The 18128-nt window shown below is 68.5% G+C and carries 17 protein-coding genes and 1 pseudogene; 8 read left to right on the forward strand and 10 right to left on the reverse strand.

The window, feature by feature from the left end; translation table 11 throughout:
• Positions 1 to 28 precede the first annotated feature (28 nt).
• Both D9X30_RS20725 and D9X30_RS20730 read left to right on the forward strand, forming a co-directional pair.
• Complete coding sequence (locus D9X30_RS20725; RefSeq protein WP_153945984.1) at positions 29 to 988, forward strand: Bug family tripartite tricarboxylate transporter substrate binding protein; 960 nt, start codon at positions 29 to 31, stop codon at positions 986 to 988.
• A gap of 4 nt (positions 989 to 992) precedes the next feature.
• Positions 993 to 3239 carry a molybdopterin-dependent oxidoreductase gene (locus D9X30_RS20730; RefSeq protein ID WP_249641028.1) on the forward strand — a complete coding sequence of 749 codons (2247 nt, stop codon included), beginning with the start codon at positions 993 to 995 and terminating at the stop codon, positions 3237 to 3239.
• Between the two features lie 6 nt (positions 3240 to 3245).
• Here D9X30_RS20730 and D9X30_RS20735 read toward each other — a convergent pair whose 3' ends face one another.
• Both D9X30_RS20735 and D9X30_RS20740 read right to left on the reverse strand, forming a co-directional pair.
• Positions 3246 to 3617 carry a HEPN domain-containing protein gene (locus tag D9X30_RS20735; protein WP_153945983.1) on the reverse strand — a complete coding sequence of 124 codons (372 nt, stop codon included), beginning with the start codon at positions 3615 to 3617 and terminating at the stop codon, positions 3246 to 3248.
• Between the two features lie 14 nt (positions 3618 to 3631).
• Positions 3632 to 3970, reverse strand: coding sequence for a nucleotidyltransferase domain-containing protein (locus tag D9X30_RS20740; protein WP_153945982.1), 339 nt, complete (start codon positions 3968 to 3970; stop codon positions 3632 to 3634).
• A gap of 204 nt (positions 3971 to 4174) precedes the next feature.
• On the opposite strand from D9X30_RS20740, the gene D9X30_RS20745 reads away from it, so the two are divergent.
• Positions 4175 to 4507 carry a 2TM domain-containing protein gene (locus tag D9X30_RS20745; RefSeq protein WP_502799666.1) on the forward strand — a complete coding sequence of 111 codons (333 nt, stop codon included), beginning with the start codon at positions 4175 to 4177 and terminating at the stop codon, positions 4505 to 4507.
• 16 nt (positions 4508 to 4523) lie between these two features.
• Here D9X30_RS20745 and D9X30_RS20750 read toward each other — a convergent pair whose 3' ends face one another.
• From D9X30_RS20750 to D9X30_RS20775, 6 genes and pseudogenes are all read right to left on the reverse strand, one after another.
• Positions 4524 to 5285, reverse strand: coding sequence for a LytR/AlgR family response regulator transcription factor (locus D9X30_RS20750; protein ID WP_153945980.1), 762 nt, complete (start codon positions 5283 to 5285; stop codon positions 4524 to 4526).
• Positions 5282 to 6214 carry a sensor histidine kinase gene (locus D9X30_RS20755; RefSeq protein WP_153945979.1) on the reverse strand — a complete coding sequence of 311 codons (933 nt, stop codon included), beginning with the start codon at positions 6212 to 6214 and terminating at the stop codon, positions 5282 to 5284. Before D9X30_RS20755 ends, D9X30_RS20750 begins: the two co-directional genes overlap by 4 nt.
• A 138-nt stretch (positions 6215 to 6352) precedes the next feature.
• Entirely contained in the window at positions 6353 to 7540 is a 1188-nt protein-coding gene (gene rhmD / locus D9X30_RS20760) for an L-rhamnonate dehydratase (RefSeq protein WP_153945978.1), read from the reverse strand.
• Positions 7541 to 7564: 24 nt separating this feature from the next.
• Positions 7565 to 7891, reverse strand: a pseudogene (locus tag D9X30_RS20765) (MFS transporter); the annotation flags it as partial.
• Positions 7892 to 8012: 121 nt separating this feature from the next.
• Positions 8013 to 8765 carry an SDR family NAD(P)-dependent oxidoreductase gene (locus D9X30_RS20770; RefSeq protein ID WP_153945977.1) on the reverse strand — a complete coding sequence of 251 codons (753 nt, stop codon included), beginning with the start codon at positions 8763 to 8765 and terminating at the stop codon, positions 8013 to 8015.
• Complete coding sequence (locus D9X30_RS20775; RefSeq protein WP_153945976.1) at positions 8762 to 9625, reverse strand: fumarylacetoacetate hydrolase family protein; 864 nt, start codon at positions 9623 to 9625, stop codon at positions 8762 to 8764. The genes D9X30_RS20770 and D9X30_RS20775 overlap by 4 nt, the downstream gene beginning before the upstream one ends.
• A gap of 125 nt (positions 9626 to 9750) precedes the next feature.
• Between D9X30_RS20775 and D9X30_RS20780 the strand changes: the two genes are divergently transcribed.
• Positions 9751 to 10719 carry a LysR family transcriptional regulator gene (locus D9X30_RS20780; protein WP_153945975.1) on the forward strand — a complete coding sequence of 323 codons (969 nt, stop codon included), beginning with the start codon at positions 9751 to 9753 and terminating at the stop codon, positions 10717 to 10719.
• Here D9X30_RS20780 and D9X30_RS20785 read toward each other — a convergent pair.
• A complete protein-coding gene (locus D9X30_RS20785) occupies positions 10716 to 11981 on the reverse strand; it encodes an NAD(P)/FAD-dependent oxidoreductase (RefSeq protein ID WP_153945974.1) in 1266 nt (421 codons plus the stop codon). The two genes, D9X30_RS20780 and D9X30_RS20785, sit on opposite strands and share 4 nt — an antisense overlap.
• Positions 11978 to 13009 (reverse strand): LysR substrate-binding domain-containing protein, encoded by a 1032-nt coding sequence (locus tag D9X30_RS20790; RefSeq protein ID WP_153945973.1) that lies wholly within the window; start codon positions 13007 to 13009, stop codon positions 11978 to 11980. Before D9X30_RS20790 ends, D9X30_RS20785 begins: the two co-directional genes overlap by 4 nt.
• A gap of 144 nt (positions 13010 to 13153) precedes the next feature.
• Here D9X30_RS20790 and D9X30_RS20795 point away from each other — a divergent pair, with 144 nt between their 5' ends.
• From D9X30_RS20795 to hpaI, 4 genes are read left to right on the forward strand one after another with little or no spacing between them, the layout of a single operon-like run.
• Positions 13154 to 14179: a tripartite tricarboxylate transporter substrate binding protein gene (locus D9X30_RS20795; RefSeq protein ID WP_153945972.1), complete on the forward strand. Its 1026-nt coding sequence runs from the start codon at positions 13154 to 13156 to the stop codon at positions 14177 to 14179.
• Positions 14180 to 14200: 21 nt separating this feature from the next.
• On the forward strand, positions 14201 to 15724 hold the full coding sequence (locus D9X30_RS20800; RefSeq protein ID WP_249641029.1) for a UxaA family hydrolase: 1524 nt from the start codon (positions 14201 to 14203) through the stop codon (positions 15722 to 15724).
• A gap of 45 nt (positions 15725 to 15769) precedes the next feature.
• Positions 15770 to 17239 carry an NAD-dependent succinate-semialdehyde dehydrogenase gene (locus D9X30_RS20805; protein WP_153945970.1) on the forward strand — a complete coding sequence of 490 codons (1470 nt, stop codon included), beginning with the start codon at positions 15770 to 15772 and terminating at the stop codon, positions 17237 to 17239.
• A 50-nt stretch (positions 17240 to 17289) separates the two neighbouring features.
• Positions 17290 to 18093, forward strand: coding sequence for a 4-hydroxy-2-oxoheptanedioate aldolase (hpaI, locus tag D9X30_RS20810; protein WP_092598277.1), 804 nt, complete (start codon positions 17290 to 17292; stop codon positions 18091 to 18093).
• Positions 18094 to 18128 lie beyond the last annotated feature (35 nt).

The raw sequence follows: 18128 nt of genomic DNA on the forward strand, positions 1-18128 counted from the left end.
CTTGAAGCAAGACCATCGGAGCCTCACCATGTTTGCCCGCCGCGCCTTCGTTCTCAGCCTCGCCCTCATGACACCCCTGGCCCATGCGGCCTGGCCCGACCCGTCGAAGCCGATCCGCGTGGTGGTTGGCTTTCCGCCGGGCGGCGGTGCCGATGCGCTGGCGCGTGCCATTGCGCCGGCGCTGTCGGACCAGCTCAAGGCCAATGTCATCATCGACAACCGGCCCGGCGCGGGCGGCCTGATTGCCACCGACATGGTGGCCAAGGCCGCGCCCGACGGCTACACGCTCTACATCGCCACGCCGGGATCGTTCACGATCTGGCCGAACCTGCGCAAGCTGGCCTACGGCCCACAGAAAGACTTCGCGCCGGTCAGCGTGCTGGTGACCATGCCCAACGTGCTGGTGACCGGCGCCGACACGCCGTACAAGGACGTGCAGGGCCTGCTGGCGGCCGTGAAGCGCGCGGACGGCAAGTTCTCGTACGCATCGGGCGGCAATGGCACGATCGGCCAGATCGCTGCGGAGCAGTTCAAGATGCTGGCCGGCGTGCAGATGCAGCATGTACCGTACAAGGGCACCACCCCGGCGCTGACCGACGTGATGGGCGGCGTGGTGCCGATCACATTCTCCGATCCGTCGGCCAAGCCGTTGATCGCGTCAGGCAAGCTGCGCGTGCTGGCGGTGACCACCGCCAAACGCTCGCCCCAGTTCCCCGGCGTGCCAACCGTGGCCGAAGCCGGCGTGCCCGGCTACGAGGTCACCAACTGGTACGGGCTGGTGGCGCCGGCCGGCACCCCGCCCGATGTCATCACGCAGCTGAACAAGGCGCTGGTCAAGGTCATGGCCGACCCCGAGATCCGCCACCGGCTGGCCATATCGGGCATGGATGCCACCTCGGACACGCCGCAGCAGTTCGCGAAGCTGCTCGAAAGCGAGCGCGCCAAGTGGGGCGACCTGATCCGCAAGGCCGGCATCCAGGGCGATTGATACCGTGACTGTCCGCCGCTACCCGCAACTGGCGCACTGGGGAGCCTTCACGGCCGTCGTCGAGGATGGCAGGCTGGTCCGCTGCGAACCGTTCGCCGCCGACCCCAACCCGTCGCCCCTGCTCGATGCCATCGTGCCGATGGTCTACTCGCCCACGCGCATCCGTACGCCGATGGTGCGGCGCGGCTGGCTGGCGCAGCGCGAGGCCAGCGACGGCCATGCACGCGGACGCGACGATTTCGTCGAGGTGCCGTGGGACGTCGCGCTCGACCTGGTGGCGGGCGAGATCCGGCGCGTACGCGCGCAACATGGCCCGGCCGGCGTATTCGGCGGCTCCTACGGCTGGTCGTCGGCCGGGCGGCTGCACCACGCGCGCTCGCTGATCCGCCGTTTTCATTTCACGGGCGGCGGCTGCGTCGACCAGGTGGGCAACTACAGCTGGGGCACCGCGCAATTCCTGCTGCCCCACGTCATCGGCACCGACCGGCCGCTGACCGGCCGCGTCACGGCCTGGCCCAGCCTGATCGCCCATACCGAGGTCTTCGTGGCCTTCGGCGGACTGGCGCTGAAGAACGGCCAGGTGTCGTCGGGCGGCGCCGCCGAGCATACGCAGGAGTCCTGGCTGCGCAAGCTGGCAGCCAGCGGCGCCACGGTCATCAATATCAGCCCCACGCGCGACGATTGCCCCGATTTCCTGGGCGCCGAATGGATTCCGATCCGGCCGAACACCGATGTCGCGCTGATGCTGGCGCTGGCTTACGAACTGCGCCGCACGGGCGCGCACGACGCGGCATTCCTGCAGTCGCATTGCAGCGGCTGGGCCGAACTCGAATCCTATTTGCTGGGCCACGCCGACGGCGAGCCGAAGACGCCCGCGTGGGCGGCCGCCATCACCGGCATTCCGGCCGCGCGCATCGTCCAACTGGCCGCCCAGCTGGCCGGCAAGCGCAGCTACCTCACCTGCAGCTTCGCCGTCCAGCGCCAGCATCGCGGCGAGCAGCCGTACTGGATGGCCATTGCGCTGGCGGCCATGCTGGGCCAGATCGGCCTGCCCGGCGGCGGTTTCGGCTTCGGGCACGGATCGATGAATGGCGTAGGCAACCCGCGCGTGGCCACGCCGGGCCCGGAAATGCCGGTCGGCCGCAACCCGGCCAATCTCGACATCCCCTGCGCACGGCTGTCGGACATGCTGCTGAATCCGGGCACCGCCTACCGCTTCAAGGGCGAGACGCGCCACTATCCCGATGTGAAGCTCGTGCACTGGGCCGGCGGGAACCCGTTCCATCACCACCAGCAGCTGGGGCGGCTGCGCCAGGCATGGGCGCGTCCGCAGACCGTGATCGTGCAGGACATCTGCTGGACGGCCACCGCACGTCATGCCGATATCGTGCTGCCCGTGACTACCGCGCTGGAACGCAACGATATCGGCGGCTCTTCGCGCGACCGCTATGTGCTGGCCATGCACCAGGCCATCGCTCCATTGCATCAGGCGCGCAGCGATCTCGACATCTTTACCGATCTGTCCGACCGCCTCGGCTATCGCGAGGCCTTCACCGAGGACCGCGACGAACGCGGCTGGATCGCATCCATCTACGCCCGCTGCCGCGACGCCCAGGCAAGCGCCGGCATCGAGCTGCCGCCGTTCGATCAGTTCTGGCGCAGCGGGCATGTGGCCCTGCCCGCACCCACCGACGACTTCGTGCTATTCGACGATTTCCGGCAAGACCCGCTGGCGCATCCGCTGCGCACGCCAAGCGGACGCATCGAGCTTGCCAGCCCGACACTGGGCGCCATTTCCGAAGACTGCGGCACCCATCCGAACTGGCAGCCGCCCGTCGAATGGCTGGGCGCGGCCGAAGCGCGGCGCCACCCGCTGCACCTCGTTTCCGTGCAGCCGGCCGACCGGCTCCATAGCCAGCTCGATGCCGCCCCACTGGCCCAGGCCGGCAAGGTGGCCGGCGCCGAACGGATCACGCTGCACCCGGCCGATGCCGCCGCGCGCGGCCTGCACCCCGGCATGCGGGTGCGCGTGCACAACGCCCGCGGCGCCATTGCCGCCGGCCTGGCGGTGAGCGACGGCGTGGCCCCCGGCGTGGCAATGATCGCCACGGGCGCCTGGTACGACCCCGATGCCGACGGCGTGGACCGCGCCGGCGCCGCCAATACGCTGACGCTCGACATCGGCACATCGGACCTGACCCAAGGGCCGAACGCCATGAGTTGCCTGGTGGAGGTGTCGCGGGAGGGGTAGGTTCGGTTAGCCGTCCGCGGGGATGCGGTGGCCAAGGTAAGCATGGATCGCCGTCACGAACGATCCTGCCTGTTCGATCATTTGACGGGCGTCTTCGGACTCCACAGGCTCGCCTTCATAGTCGGCGACATAGCGGCGCGTTTCCGCCTGCTTGAGCAAGCGGCCCATTTCACGGGGGATAGGGCCGTTCTTGATGAGTTGATCGCTGAAGGCGTTCAGGACACCCTTGTGGGTCTTGCCGATCTCGGCCCCTGCGGCAATCAGCGCGGCACGTGCGGCATCGAACATGGCGTAGTAGCCGCGGTTGCACGCACCATCGGGATCCCCCGCCTCGAGCAGAAGCCGGGCCGACGCCAGCGCCTGGTCCGCCTTGGCCATCAGGTCTGCGGCCTTCACAACCGCACCCCTTCTCTTGCAATATTCCGAAGCAGAGCCGGATTCGCGAATCGCTCGGGATGATCCCACTGGTCGAGCCAGATCGGCAGCGGAGAAATGTTGATGCCGGTGTCGAGTAGTACGTCGTACGCGACGTCGGCCATGGCCAGCGTTGTGGGTAGCGCACGCTGATGCTCCCCTTTCAGCAGGATAGCGACGTCCGCATCGCTGTCGGGACGGAAGGTGCCCCGGGCCCTGCTGCCAAAGACGATGGCGCCCGCCACGTCGAAACGCGGTGCGAGTACGGCCAGAAACTGACGAACGGCACTTTCAGTGTTAGGGTCAAGGCGATTCATGTGTCACCTGCGATGCGATTCGTGTCAATCATAGCGCGTCTGGGTGAATCGGAAGTCAGTTGCCCGCCGCCGCTGGCGCCATGGTTCCGTCGCTGACGCCGCAAACCCGTCGATTCAGCCCCTGCCCCTGGCAAGTGCCTCCGCCGTGGCTTATACCTGTCACATCGCAACGACATTCACGACGAGGAACGAGCCATGCGCCCTATGCACCCCCCCTTTCCGAACGCCAGCGCCGATGACGACGAGGCCTGGGCCTACTGGCGTGCCCGCCGCATGGTGCGGGCGCTGCGCGGCTGGTATATCCATCTGCTGGTCTACGTGGTGGTGAACAGCTGGCTGTGGCTGCGCTTTTTCTACTTTCCGACACCGTCCTGGTCGCACTACGCCACCTCGGGCTGGCCGTGGCCGCTGACGACCACGCTGGCCTGGGGGCTGGGGCTGGGCGTGCATGGTATCCTTGTCTGGACGCGCCTGTCGCGTTGGGGCCGCGACTGGGAAACCCGCAAGATTCAGGAATTCATGAACCGGCAGCAGTGACCGGCCGGCCCGCCGGCTACATCTGCCGGAATTTGTGCACGTAGGCGCGCGATACCGGCAGTTCCGTGTCGCCGCCGCGCATCCGCACGAACAGGCGCCCGGAATCGTCGCGCCGCGTGCCGGCCACGTGCTCCATGTTGACGATGGTGGAGCGGTGCACCTGCCAGAAGACTTCGGGGTCCAGCCCGTCGATCAGTTCCTGCAGCGGCGTGCGGATCAGGTGTTCACCGTCCTGCGTGTGGACCACCACGTATTTGTCGTCGCTCTGGAAATACAGCACGTCCTGGATCGGCACGTGGCTGGTGGTGTTGCCCCGGCTCGCGCGCACCCACCGCAGCGGCCCGGCACCTTCCGCGCGCGCCTGTCCCCGCGCCAGCTGACCCAGCAGCTGCGCCAGTTCGGGCAGCGGCGCGGACTCCTGAAACGCCTTGCGCAGCCGTTCGATAGTGCGGCCCAGCCGCTCGTCGGTGACGGGCTTCACCAGATAGTCGACGGCGGCGCGTTCGAATGCGTCGAGCGCGAACTCGTCGTAGGCGGTGACGAACACCAGGCGCGTGTCGGTCTCGATGCCCTGCGCCACTTCCAACCCGGACAGGCCCGGCATCTTGATGTCGAGAAAGGCCACGGCGGGCACCAGCCGGGCGATGGCCTCGGCCGCTTCCAGGCCGTTGGCGGCTTCGGCAACGATGTCCAGCTCCGGCCAGAGCCGGGCCAGCTTGCCCCGCAGATGCGCGCGCAGGTGTTCCTCGTCATCGGCGATCAACGCGGTGGGCTTCATGCGGGGTCTCCGTTCTGGCGCGCGCGTGGCAGCGGGATGTCGATCAGCACGGCGGTGCCGGGCGCGCGGTCCTCGATGCGGACGTGGGCATCGCCGTCATAGAGCACGGTCAGCCGCTCGCGCAGGTTGGACAAGCCCACCCCGGCATTGCCGCCCGGCCTGAAGCCCATGCCGTCGTCCTCGATCGTGGCCAGCATGCGCGCCCCGCGCCGTTCCAGCCGCACGAGCAGGCGGCCGCCTTCCACCTTGGGCTCCAGCCCGTGCTTGACGGCGTTTTCCACCACGGGCTGCAACAGCATCGGCGCCAGCGGCACGGTGTCCAGCGATCCATCGACGTCCACCATGTACTGCAGCCGCTCGCCCATGCGAATCTTGATCAGCGCCAGGTAGTCGCGCAGCAGCGTGGCTTCCTGCGCCACGGTGCCCTGCGTGGCCCGGCTGGCCGCCAGCGATGCCCGCAGGTACGCGATGAAGTGTTCGAGCATCAGCGTGGCCTTCTGCGGCGCGGGCTCGATCAGGCTCACCACGTTGGCCAGCGTGTTGAACAGGAAATGCGGCTCGATCTGGGCCTGCAGCAGCCGCATCTGCGCTTCCACGAGCTGTTTCTCGGTGGACAGCGTGCGCACCTGGTCGCGCGCCATGAATTCGGCAATTTTGCGTTCTTCCCAGCCCCGGCCCAGCAGGCCGACCCGGCTCCAGGTCATGATGCCGTGCACGGCCAGGCCGATGCCCCAGCCCATCAGCGGCGCACGCACCCACGGCCGCTCGGGCGACGTCACCAGGTTGACGACGATCAGCAGCGCGTTGACCCCCACATAGACCAGCGCATGCATGTAGAAGAAGCGCAGCGCCCGCACGCGGCGGCGCGCGTCCTGATAGGCGCGCTGGTCGGCGGCGGTACGCCAGAGTTCTGGATCGACGGAACGCAAGGTGGAATCCCGGGGGCGGGGGTGGAGTTGCCGCGAGATTACCACCGGCCCGGCACGGCGGACACGGGAAAAGTGCGGATCGACAGGAATCCGGCGCCGCCCGTCGGTATGCGGCGCCAGTGGCCGATCTACGCCGGACTACCTCGGAAACGGCCGGTGCAGCGGCAGTTCCGGGTTCAGCCGTACGCCAAACCCTGGCGCATCGAGCGCGGACGCCTTCATCCGGCCATTGATGGGCACCGGCTCGTCCAGCAATTGCGGATCGAACATCGGCACGATCTGGTCGGCGCCCGGCGACATGCTCAGGAACTCGGCAAACGGGCTGTTATGGCGCGTGATGACGAAGTGGTAGCTGTAGACCGACGACCCGTGCGGCACCACGAGCTTGCCGTGGGCGTCGGCCAGGGCCGAGATGCGGATCAGTTCGGTGATGCCGCCGCACCACCCCACGTCGGGCTGGATGATGTCGCAGCAGCCCATCTCCAGCAGCATCCTGAAGCCCCAGCGCGTGGCCTCGTGCTCGCCGGTGGTCACCAGCATGCCGCGCGGCACGTTGCGGCGCAGTTCGGCATAGCCCCAGTAGTCGTCGGGCGGCAGCGCCTCCTCGATCCATTTCAGGCCGAAGTCGTGGTACGCCGCCTGCGCCAGGCGCGTGGCGTATTCCACGTCCAGACTCATCCAGCAGTCGTACATGAGCCAGAAGTCCGGGCCGCAGGCCTCGCGCATCTGCCCCAGCAGTTCCAGGTTCCTGCGCAGCCCCGCCTCGCCCTCCGCCGGGCCGTGGTGCAGCGGCAGCTTGCCGCCGATAAAGCCGTGCTTCCGGGCGAAGTCGGGCCGCGCCCCGGTCATGTAGAACTGCAGTTCGTCGCGCACCGGACCGCCCAGCAGCGCATGCACCGGTTCCTTTCTCACCTTGGCCAGCAGGTCCCAAAGCGCCAGGTCCACCCCCGATATCGTGTTCAGCACGATGCCCTTGCGGCCGTAATACAGCGTGGCGTTGAACATCTGGTCCCAGATCTTCTCGATATCGGTGACCTTCTGGCCCTCGATAAACCGCGCCAGGTGCTTCTCGACGATCCAGCAGCCCAGTTCGCCGCCCGTGGTGACGGCAAACCCGACCGTGCCGTCGCTGGCCTCGATTTCCACCACCAGCGTGCCCAGCACGTTGATACCGAAGCTCTGCCGGCTGCGGCGGTATTCGGGGTACTTCGCCATCGGCGTGGCGATGTGGTCATCGATCCAGTGGCCGGCGCCCTGGTCGTGATAGTCGGCGCCGGCGCCGCGCAGCGTGAAGGCACGGACGTGCCGGATGGTGGGCATGCTCATGTTGCGGTGCTCCAGGAATCGGAATCAGGAAAATTGGCGATGGGTGGCCGCGTCGGCGTGCGCCTGCACCGGGCGCGCGCCGCGCAGCCCCAGAAACAGCAGCCCGCCCACCACGGTAATCGCGGCCAGCAGGTTCATGCCCGCCGTGTGCGACGCAAACGCCTGCTCGGCCCACGTCTTGATGTTCGGCGCGACAAACCCGCCCAGCGCGCCCAGCGAGTTGATCAGCGCAATGCCGCCGGCCGCCGCCGCGCCGCCAAGGTAGCTGGTGGGAAAGGTCCAGAACAGCGGCTGCACGGCGATAAAGCCGGCCGCCGCGAAGCACAGCGCCACGAGCGCCAGCATGTGGGATTGCATGACGAGTGTCTCCTCTGCGCAGGACCGGCCGTCGGCGAGACGCCGGGGCGTGCGCATGGGTTGAGGTAGCCGCCCCGGGATGCTTGCCCCGGGGTCTGTGCCGCGGGAACTTCGCTCAGTAGGTGGCGCGTCCGCCCGACAGGTCGAACACCGCGCCCGTGCTGAAGGCGCAGTCCTCGGTCGTCAGCCAGGCGATCATCGACGCGGCCTCTTCCACTTCCAGGAAGCGGCCCATCGGGATCTTCGACAGCATGAACGCGATGTGCTGCTCGGTCATCGAGTCGAAGATCGGCGTGCGCGCCGCTGCCGGCGTCACGGCATTCACCAGCACGCCGCTCTGCGCCAGTTCCTTGCCCAGCGACTTGGTCAGGCCGATCACGCCCGCTTTCGACGCGCTGTAGTGGGATGCGTTCGGGTTGCCCTCCTTGCCGGCCACCGACGCGATATTGACGATGCGCCCGAACTTGCGGGCCATCATGTGCGGCACCACCGACCGGCAGGTCAGGTAGCTGCCGATCAGGTTCACCTCGATCACGCGCCGCCAGACGGCGGGGTCCAGTTCCCACGTGGGGGCATTGCCGCCCGTGATGCCGGCGCTGTTGACCAGCGCGTCGATGTGCCCCAGCTTCTGGATCGTGGCTTGCGTGGCGTGGTCGACGGCATGCTCGTCGGTCAGTTCCACGACCTCGCCGGTGACCTGGCCCAGCTTCGACAGCGCGTCGCCAGCCTTGACCAGCTGCGCCTCGTTGACGTCCCACAGCGACACCACGGCGCCCGAACGCAGCATCCGTTCGGCCACGGCGTAGCCAATGCCCTGCGCACCGCCGGTAATCACGGCCACGCGGCCCTTCAGGTCGAGCTGGTTCATTGCTGGTCTCCCACGTTGGCCGCCACGGTGCGCTGCTGCTGTTCGCCCAGCCCGGTGATGCCCAGGCGCATGGTCTGCCCCACCGTCAGGTACACCGGCTGCGGCTTCTGCCCCAGGCCCACGCCGGGCGGCGTGCCGGTGGAAATCACGTCGCCGGGCTGCAGGCTCATGAACTGGCTGATATAGGACACGACGGTCGGCACGTCGAAGATCATCGTGCGGGTGTTGCCGTGCTGGTACCGCTTGCCGTCCACCTCCAGCCACATCTCCAGGGCCTGGGCATCGGGCACTTCGTCGCGCGTGACCAGCCATGGGCCCATCGGGCCAAACGTGTCGCAGCCCTTGCCCTTGTCCCACTGCCCGCCGCGTTCCAGCTGGTAGGCACGCTCGGAGATGTCGTTGACGATGCAGTAGCCGGCCACATGGTCCAGCGCATCGGCCTTGGACACATAGCGCGCTGTCTTGCCGATCACCACGCCCAGTTCGACTTCCCAGTCCACCTTTTCGGCGCGCGGCGGAATCTCCACGTCGTCGTTCGGCCCGACGATCGCGCTGGTGGCCTTCATGAACAGCACCGGCTCGGTGGGAATCGGCATGCCCGATTCGGCCGCTTGGTCCGAATAGTTCAGGCCCACGCAGATCATCTTGCCCACGTTGCCCACGCACGGGCCGATGCGCGGCGCACCTTGCACCAGCGGCAGCGATGCCGGGTCGAGGGCGGCCAGGCGGGCCAGCGTATCGGGGGAAAGCGTGGCGCCGGTGATGTCCGGCACATGGGCAGAGAGGTCGCGCAGGCGTCCCTGGGCATCGATCAGGCCGGGTCGTTCCTGGCCGGCCGCGCCGTGGCGAATCAGCTTCATCTTGTCTCCTGTCTTTTTGGTGATGGTGAGAAGCGTCCGTTGCACTGTAAGCCGCCAGCCTATATCGTTCCAATCAATTTATAAGAGCAGGCAATTCCATTCTGGAATAGCCAAGGAGACACCGCATGTCACTGACACGCCGCCTGGTGAACCGGCTGAAACTCAAGCATTGGGCGCTGCTGAGTGCCCTGGCCGACACCCCCACGCTGAACCAGGCCGCCGCGCTGATCCACGTCACGCAGCCGTCGGCCACGAAGATGCTGGCCGATATCGAACAGGCGTTTGGCTTTGCGATCTTCGAGCGCCACGCGCGCGGCATGCGGCCGACGCCGCTGGGCATCGAAGTGGTCACCTATGCCCGCCACACGCAGGCCAGCCTGGACCGCTTTCTGGAGGATATGGAAGCGCGCCGCCGGGGCGGCCACGGGCATCTGGTGTTCGGGGCGATCATGGGCGCCGCGCCTGACCTGGTGGCGGCCGCCGTGGCCGACATCAAGCGCGAGCGGCCGCGCCTGGGCGTGCGCATCCTGGGCGAAACCAGCGACCAGATCGGCGTGCTGCTGGAGCGGCACGAGATCGAACTGGCCGTCGGGCGCTTTGCCGGCCCACTCGACCACAACAGGTTCGACTTCTGCGCGCTGTCCGACGAACCGCTGCGGATCGTGGTGCGCAGCGGGCACCCGCTGGTGCAGGCGTTCCGGCAACACGATCACGAGGGCCCGGGCTGGGACGAACTCGTGCGCTGGCCCTGGGTGCTGCAGACGCTGACCAGCCCGGCGCGGCTGATGCTGGAAAACCAGTTCGCGCAGGCCCAGGTGTCCACGCCGCAGGACGTGATCGAGTGTTCGTCGATCTTCGCCACGCTGCAGCTACTGCAATCGGGCGATGCCATCGCGATGCTCCCCGAATCGGTGGTACGCGATCACGTCCGGGCATCGCTGCTGGCCACGCTGCCCGTGGAGGTGGGGCAGGACATGAAGGCGTTCGGCATCCTGACCCGCAAGAACGAGGCGCTGTCGGACGTGGCCACGGCGTTCGTCGGCTACCTGCAGGCGCGCGCGCAGGCGAAGGCCGCGGCGGCTTCGGCAGCTTAACGGCCGAAGCGGCGCGGATCGTACGGCGTGGGGTCCACGTACGGCGTTTCGCGGTCGAACAGTTCGGCCAGCAGGCGCGCCGTGGCCGGCCCCAGCGTCAGGCCCTGGTGGCCATGGCCGAAGTGAAACCACAGGTTGGCATGACGCGGCGCGCGCCCCACCACCGGGCGCATGTCGGCGATGCACGGTCGCGCGCCCATCCACGGCTGTGCTTCCACGGGCTGGCCCAGCCGCACCAGATCGCCGGCCAGCATTTCCGCCCGCACCGACTGCACCGGCGTGGGCGGCGATTCATGATGCGCGAACTCGGCGCCCGTGGTCAGCCGCAGGCCCTGGCGCATCGGCGCCAGCAGGATGCCGTTCTCGGCGTCGAGCAGCGGCCTGTCCGGCATGGCGTCCACGTGGTAGTGGCGGTGGTAGCCGCGCTTGACGAACAGCGGCAGCCGGTAGTCGAGCCGGCGCGTCAGCCCCGCCGCCCATGGCCCCAGCGCGATCACGGCGTGTTCGGCCTGCACCGCGCCATCGCGCGTGTGCACCATCCAGCCGCTGCCCGACTGGCGCAGCGTATCGGCGTCGCCCTGCAGCAGCACGCCACCCTCGCGCTCGAACAGCGCCGCGTAGCGCGCCACCAGTTCACCGGGATCGCTGACCGTCCACGGGTCCTGCCAGTGCACCGCGCCGGCCATCGGCCGCTGCAGCACCGGCTCGGCGGCAGCCAGTGCCGCGCTGTCCAGAACCGCGTGGCGCAGATCGTGCGCGGCCGCGACCGTGCTGGCCGCCTGGGCCGCCGCGTCGAACGCGGCCGGCGTCCGGTATGCCTCCAGCCAGCCCGATTTGCGGACCAGATCCTGGGCACCGGCGCGTTCGATCAGCGGCGCATGTTCGTCGATGCAGTGGCGGATCAGCGCCGCGTAGGCACTGACCGTGGCCATATAGCGTTCCGGCGCCGACGCGTGCCAGTAGCGCGCCAGCGACGGCACCAGCGACGGCAGCGCCCGCAGGTGGTAATGCACGTCGTTGCCACGCCGTGCCGCCACCCGCAGGATCGCCTGCCAGGCGCGCGGGAACGCGTACGGCTGCACTGCCTCGCGCTGGATGATGCCGGCATTGCCGTACGAGGTCTCGCGGCCCGGCGCCTTGCGGTCGATCAGGCACACGGCATGGCCGCGCTGTTGCAGCGCCAGCGCCGTGGCAACGCCAACGATGCCGGCACCCAGCACAACGACTTCGGTCTGGCGGGACGTTCTGGAAGTTTCTGTCATGAGCTCTTGCTTGCGGGTTTAGCGGTCTTGCGCGTCCGGGCGCCCTTTCCGGAACTCCCGGAGCTGCCGGGGCTGCCGGGGCTGCTGTTTGCCATGTCGATGTCCCGCGCCGTCTCGCGCAGGCAATCGGCCAGTTCTGCCACGCTGGGCGGAAGCCGGCGGTCGCGCAGCGTGATGAGGCCTACGGGCGGCAGTTCCACTTCCACGGGCATCGCCAGCACGTGGAAGCGCCCTTCCGCCTGCAATTGTCGGCCCACGGAGCCTGCCACGAAGCCCACCGCCTGCCGCTGCGCCACGAAGGTGGTGACCGCCAGGTACGACGACGACTCGATCACGTCGGCCGGCGGCTGCTGCCCGTGGCGGAAGAACGCCTGCTCGATCTTGACGCGCAGTGACGCCCACGGCGGCGGCAACACCAGCGGATGCCGCGCCAGGTCGGTCCAGTCGGGGCTGGCCTGCCGCGACAGCGGATGGCTGGCGGCCACGACGGCCACCATCGGATCCTCGTAGAGCGCGTCGGTGATCAGGTCCGGCGCGGCGTAGCTGGGTTCCAGGCGGCCAACGATCACGTCGAGTTCCGACAGCCGCAGGCGGGGCAGCAGGTGCGTGAGGTCGCCCTCCTCGACCAGCACCGTCGCACGCGGCGAGCGGTCCTTGAGGCGCGCCACGGCCCGGGCCAGCAGCACGGGCAGCGTGGCGCCCATCGATCCCACGCGCACGCGGCCTGCCGCGCCGCTGGCCACGGCCTCGATCTCGTCGCGCGTCACGTCGTACTGGGCCAGCACGGCACGCGCAAAGCGCACCAGCGATTCGCCAGCCGGCGTGGGCTCCGTGCCGCGCGTGGAGCGCGTGAACAGCGTCAGCCCGAGCATTTTCTCCACTTCGGCCAGCACCTTGGACACGGCCGGCTGGCTGACCGACAGGAATTCGGCGGTGCGGCCCAGATGCCGGAACTCGTCCAGCGCCACCAGCAGTTGCAGGTGGCGAAGCTTGATATTGGAGCGGAAGGCCCGGTCGATATGCGCCATGGCAGCGAGTCTACCTAACCGGAAGGTTATGAAGCAATGCCAATTTTCTATTGGATGGTTATGTTCGGGGCGCCCACAATCGCTCCCAGAGCGGGTTGGCATCGACGCCGGTCCGCGACCTAAAACAAGATCGGAGACATCCCCATGACGCAAGGTCTTCCCGCCAGCCTTTCACGCCGCCGGCTACTGCTGGGCAGCGCCGCCACCGCGGCCGTTGCCGCCACCGGCACGGCCAGCCTGCTTGTGCCGCGCATGGCACGCGCCGCCGGCGAATATCCCGACCGGCCCATCACGTTCATCTGCCCCTGGCCGGTAGGCGGCACGGCCGACCAGTCGATGCGGGCCCTGTGCCAGGTGGCGTCGGGAGTTCTCAAGCAGTCGATCGTGGTGGAAAACCGCGCCGGCGCATCGGGCATGATCGGCACCAAGGCGCTGGCCCGCGCCAACCCCGATGGCTACACCATCGGCCAGATCCCGATTTCGGTCACGCGCTTCTCGCAGCTGGGCATGCTGCAGCTGGACCCGCGCACCGAACTGACCTACCTGGCACGCACCTCTGGCCAGACCTTCGGCATCGCCGTGCCGGCCGGCTCGCGCTTCAAGACGCTGGCCGATGTGGTGGCCGAGGCCAAGGCGCACCCGGGAAAGCTCACCTACGCGCATGCCGGCATCGACGGCGCCACGCACGTCGGCATGGAGCAGTTCGCGCTGGCCGCCAGCGTGAAGTTCAACGCCATCGCCTACAAGGGCGGCTCGCAGGCCCTGCAGGACGTTCTGGCCAACCAGGTGGACCTGCTGGCCGATTCCAGTTCGTGGGCGCCGCATGTGGAAGCCGGCAAGCTGCGTCTGCTGGCCACCTGGGGCGAGCAGCGCACGCCGCGCTTCAAGGACACGCCCACGCTCAAGGAACTGGGCTACAACGTCGTCGTGGAAGCCCCCAACGGCATCGGCGCGCCCAAGGGCCTGCCGCCCGATATCGAAAAGAAGCTGCGCGATGCGTTTCGCGCCGCCGTGGCCAGCGCCGAATTCAGGACCGTGGCCGCCCGCATCGACGCGCCGGTCATGTATCTGGACGGCCCCGACTACAAGAAGTACGTGGCCGAGGTCTACAGCCAGGAAACGCAGCTGATCCAGCGCCTGAAACTCAAGGAAATGCTCGCGCAGAGCTAACCCGCCCCAACCCTGTCAATCGTGACCCTGAACCCCGTCATTCGCCTGCACGCCAACGACAACGTCCTGATCGCCCGCGCCGACCTGACGCTGGGCCAGCACCTGGAGGACCTGGACGTGCGCGTGCGCGCCCAGGTGCCCGCCGGCCACAAGATCGCCGCCCGTGCGATCGCACGCGGCGAGCGGGTCAAGAAATACGACACCGTGATTGGCGTGGCCGACCGCGACATTGCCGCCGGCGAGCACGTGCACAGCCATAACCTGCGGCTCGTGGACGACTACCGCGATCCCGCGTTCTGTGCCGATGTGCGCCCCGTGGCCTACGTGCCGGAACGCGAACGCGCGACGTTCATGGGCTATGTGCGGCCGGACGGCCGCGTGGGCACGCGCAACTTCGTCGGCATCCTGTCGTCGGTGAACTGCTCGGCCACGGTCATCAAGCACATCGCCGCGCATTTCACCACGGAGCGGCTGGCCGCCTATCCCAATGTCGATGGCGTGGTGGCGTTCGCGCAGAGCAGTGGCTGCGGCATGTCGTCGCCCAGCGAGCACTTCGACCTCCTGCGCCGCACCATCGCCGGCTATGCGCGGCATCCGAACCTGGCCGGCGTGCTGATCGTCGGCCTGGGCTGCGAGCGCAACCAGGTGGCATCGCTGGTGGAATCGCAAGGGCTGGTCCCCGGCGAGAACCTGCACACGCTGGTGATGCAGGAAACGGGCGGCACGCGCGCCACGATCGAGGCGGGCATCCGCGCCATCGAGGCCATGCTGCCGGCCGCCAATGCCTTCCGGCGCCAGCCCGTGAGCGCCAGCCATATCAAGATCGGCCTCGAGTGCGGCGGCTCGGACGGCTTCTCGGGCATCACGGCCAACCCGGCGCTGGGTGCGGCCATGGATATCCTGGTGCGCCACGGCGGCACCGCGATCCTGTCGGAAACCCCGGAAATCCACGGCGTGGAGTACATGCTTACGCGCCGGGCGGTGACGCCCGAGGTGGGCCAGAAGCTGCTGGATCGCCTGGCCTGGTGGGAACGCTACACCGCCGGACACAACGCCCAGTTCAACGGCGTGGTCGGGCACGGCAACCAGCAGGGTGGCCTGGCCAACATCTTCGAGAAATCCCTGGGCTCGGCCATGAAGGGCGGCACCACGCCGCTGCAGGCCGTGTACGAGTACGCCGAGCCGATCGACCGCGCCGGTTTGGTCTTCATGGATTCCCCCGGCTACGACCCCGTGGCCGCCACCGGCCAGATCGCCAGCGGCGCCAACCTGATCTGCTTCACCACCGGCCGTGGCTCGATGTTCGGCTCGAAGCCGGCCCCGACCATCAAGCTGGCCTCGAATTCGCCGATGTTCCGCCGCCTGGAGGAAGACATGGACATCAACTGCGGCCTGGTGCTCGACGGGGAACTGAGCGTGGCGCAGATGGGCGAACGGATCTTCGAACACATCCTGCGCGCCGCATCCGGCGAACCCACCAAGAGCGAACTGCTTGGGCTGGGCGATCACGAGTTCGTGCCCTGGCACGTGGGGATCGTGAGCTAGGCCCTTCGCATATCAGACGCTTCCAACATCCGACCCCGCCATCGCATGCTGACCACTCTCACCGACCCCACCCTGCTTCGCAGCCAGAACTTCATCGACCAGCAATGGTGCGACAGCCGCGCCCGCCTGGAAGTGACCGACCCGGCCACGGGCGCAGTGATCGCCGACGTGCCCGACAGCGATGCCGCCGACGCCCGGCGCGCCGCCGATGCCGCCGCCGCGGCCTTCCCGGCCTGGAGCCGCCGCACCGCCCGCGACCGTGCCCAGATCATCAAACAGTGGCACGCGCTGATCCTGGCCAACGAGCAGGACCTGGCCCGCATCATCTCCGCCGAGCAGGGCAAGCCCATGCACGAGAGCGTGGGCGAAGTGCGCTACGGGGCGTCGTACGTGGAATGGTTCGCCGAGGAAGCCACGCGCATCTGCGGCGACGTGGTGGCCGAGGCCGTGCCGGGCCGCAAGATGATCGTGCTCAAGGAGCCGGTGGGCGTGGTAGCCGCCATCACGCCATGGAACTTCCCGCTGGCGATGATCGCCCGCAAGATCGCGCCCGCGCTGGCCGCTGGCTGCACCGTGGTGGCCAAGCCCGCCGAAGATACCCCGCTGACCGCGCTGGCGCTGGTCCGCCTGGCGGAACGCGCGGGCCTGCCGCAAGGCGTGTTGAACATCGTCACCGCATCGCGCGCCAACACCCCGGCCGTGGTCGATGCCTGGCTGGCCGATGCGCGCGTGCGCAAGATCACGTTCACGGGCTCCACGCCGGTGGGCAAGCACCTGGCCCGCGAGTCGGCCGGCACGCTCAAGAAGCTGTCGCTGGAACTGGGCGGCAACGCCCCGTTCATCGTATTCGACGATGCCGACCTCGATGCGGCCGTGGAGGGCCTGATGGCCGCCAAGTTCCGCAACGGCGGCCAGACCTGCGTGTGCCCGAACCGCGTGTACGTGCAGGCCGGCGTCCACGACGCCTTCGTCAGCAAGCTGGCCGCCCGCGTGGGTGCGCTGCACGTGGGCCCGGCCTCCGACTCCGCCGCGCAGATCGGTCCGATGATCAATGCCCGCGCCGTCGACAAGATCGACCGCCATGTGCGCGATGCCGTGGACCAGGGCGCCCGCGTGGTGGTGGGCGGCGAGCGCGTGCGCACCGCCGATGGCCCGCACTACTACGCCCCGACCGTGCTGGCCGGCGCCACGCCCGCGATGGCGCTGGCGCACGAGGAAACCTTCGGACCCGTGGCACCTGTGTTCCGCTTTACCCACGAGGATGAAGTGATCCGCGACGCCAACGACACGCCGTTCGGGCTGGCCGCCTACTTCTATTCCAACGACGTGCGGCGCATCTGGCGCGTGGCGCAGGCGCTGGAAACCGGCATCGTGGGCATCAACGAAGGCGCGCTGGCGTCCGAGGCGGCGCCGTTCGGCGGCGTGAAGGAATCGGGCTACGGCCGCGAAGGATCGCGCCACGGGCTTGACGATTACATGCATACCAAGTATCTGTGCCAGGGCCAGTTGCACTGACAACGCCCCATCGAACCCCGTTCGACACCCGCACCGACAGGAGACACCCCATGCCCGCCCATAACCCGTTCAAGGCCGCGCTGGCCGCCCGCCAGGCCCAGATCGGCCTCTGGATGTCCGCCGCCACGCCCTACGTCGCCGAAATCAGCGCCACGGCCGGCTTCGACTGGCTGCTGGTGGACGGCGAACACGCGCCCAACGACGTGCGCACCATCCTGCAGACGCTGCAGGCACTGGCCCCGTACCGCTCGCAGCCCGTGGTGCGCGCCGTGTCGGGCGAGACCGCACTGATCAAGCAGCTGCTGGACATCGGCGCCCGTACGCTGCTGATTCCGATGGTGGACACCGCCGAACAGGCCGCCGCACTGGTGCGCGCCACGCGCTACCCGCCGTTCGGCGTGCGTGGCGTGGGCAGCGCCGTGGCGCGCGTGTCGCAATGGAGCGCCCGCAAGGACTACCTGGCCGTGGCCGATGACGAGGTCTGCCTGCTGGTGCAGGCCGAGACCGTGACCGCCATGCAGAATCTGGAAGCGATCTGCGCGGTTGACGGCGTGGATGGCGTCTTCATCGGCCCGGCCGACCTGGCCGCGTCGATGGGCCATCGCGGCAACCCGGGGCACCCCGAGGTGCAGGCGCAGATCGAGACGGCCATGCGCACGATCATCGCCAGCGGCAAGGCCGCCGGCACGCTGACCTCAGACAATGCGCTGGCGCGTCGTTACCTGGAACTGGGCTGCACTTTCGTGGCCACCGGCGTCGACGTGCTGGTCTACGCCAACGCGGCGCGCAAGCTCGCCGCCGAATTCCTGCCGGAGCGCGCCCAACAGGTGTCCGCGCCCGGCGCCGCCTACTGAGTATCCAAGATGTCCTCGCTGCCTTCCCAAGCCCT

It is taken from the genome of Cupriavidus sp. U2, assembly GCF_009663685.2.
Classification (GTDB): Bacteria; Pseudomonadota; Gammaproteobacteria; order Burkholderiales; family Burkholderiaceae; genus Cupriavidus; species Cupriavidus necator_C.

What these genes read in the sequence shown, in the direction of transcription:
- D9X30_RS20725 (WP_153945984.1), top strand. Translation starts at nt 29, where the DNA reads ATGTTTGCCCGCCGCGCCTTCGTTCTCAGCCTCGCCCTCATGACACCC.
- D9X30_RS20735 (WP_153945983.1), bottom strand. Translation starts at nt 3,617, where the DNA reads ATGGCCAAGGCGGACCAGGCGCTGGCGTCGGCCCGGCTTCTGCTCGAG.
- D9X30_RS20740 (WP_153945982.1), bottom strand. Translation starts at nt 3,970, where the DNA reads ATGAATCGCCTTGACCCTAACACTGAAAGTGCCGTTCGTCAGTTTCTG.
- D9X30_RS20745 (WP_502799666.1), top strand. Translation starts at nt 4,175, where the DNA reads ATGCACCCCCCCTTTCCGAACGCCAGCGCCGATGACGACGAGGCCTGG.
- D9X30_RS20750 (WP_153945980.1), bottom strand. Translation starts at nt 5,285, where the DNA reads ATGAAGCCCACCGCGTTGATCGCCGATGACGAGGAACACCTGCGCGCG.
- rhmD (WP_153945978.1), bottom strand. Translation starts at nt 7,540, where the DNA reads ATGAGCATGCCCACCATCCGGCACGTCCGTGCCTTCACGCTGCGCGGC.
- D9X30_RS20770 (WP_153945977.1), bottom strand. Translation starts at nt 8,765, where the DNA reads ATGAACCAGCTCGACCTGAAGGGCCGCGTGGCCGTGATTACCGGCGGT.
- D9X30_RS20775 (WP_153945976.1), bottom strand. Translation starts at nt 9,625, where the DNA reads ATGAAGCTGATTCGCCACGGCGCGGCCGGCCAGGAACGACCCGGCCTG.
- D9X30_RS20780 (WP_153945975.1), top strand. Translation starts at nt 9,751, where the DNA reads ATGTCACTGACACGCCGCCTGGTGAACCGGCTGAAACTCAAGCATTGG.
- D9X30_RS20785 (WP_153945974.1), bottom strand. Translation starts at nt 11,981, where the DNA reads ATGACAGAAACTTCCAGAACGTCCCGCCAGACCGAAGTCGTTGTGCTG.
- D9X30_RS20790 (WP_153945973.1), bottom strand. Translation starts at nt 13,009, where the DNA reads ATGGCGCATATCGACCGGGCCTTCCGCTCCAATATCAAGCTTCGCCAC.
- D9X30_RS20795 (WP_153945972.1), top strand. Translation starts at nt 13,154, where the DNA reads ATGACGCAAGGTCTTCCCGCCAGCCTTTCACGCCGCCGGCTACTGCTG.
- D9X30_RS20805 (WP_153945970.1), top strand. Translation starts at nt 15,770, where the DNA reads ATGCTGACCACTCTCACCGACCCCACCCTGCTTCGCAGCCAGAACTTC.
- hpaI (WP_092598277.1), top strand. Translation starts at nt 17,290, where the DNA reads ATGCCCGCCCATAACCCGTTCAAGGCCGCGCTGGCCGCCCGCCAGGCC.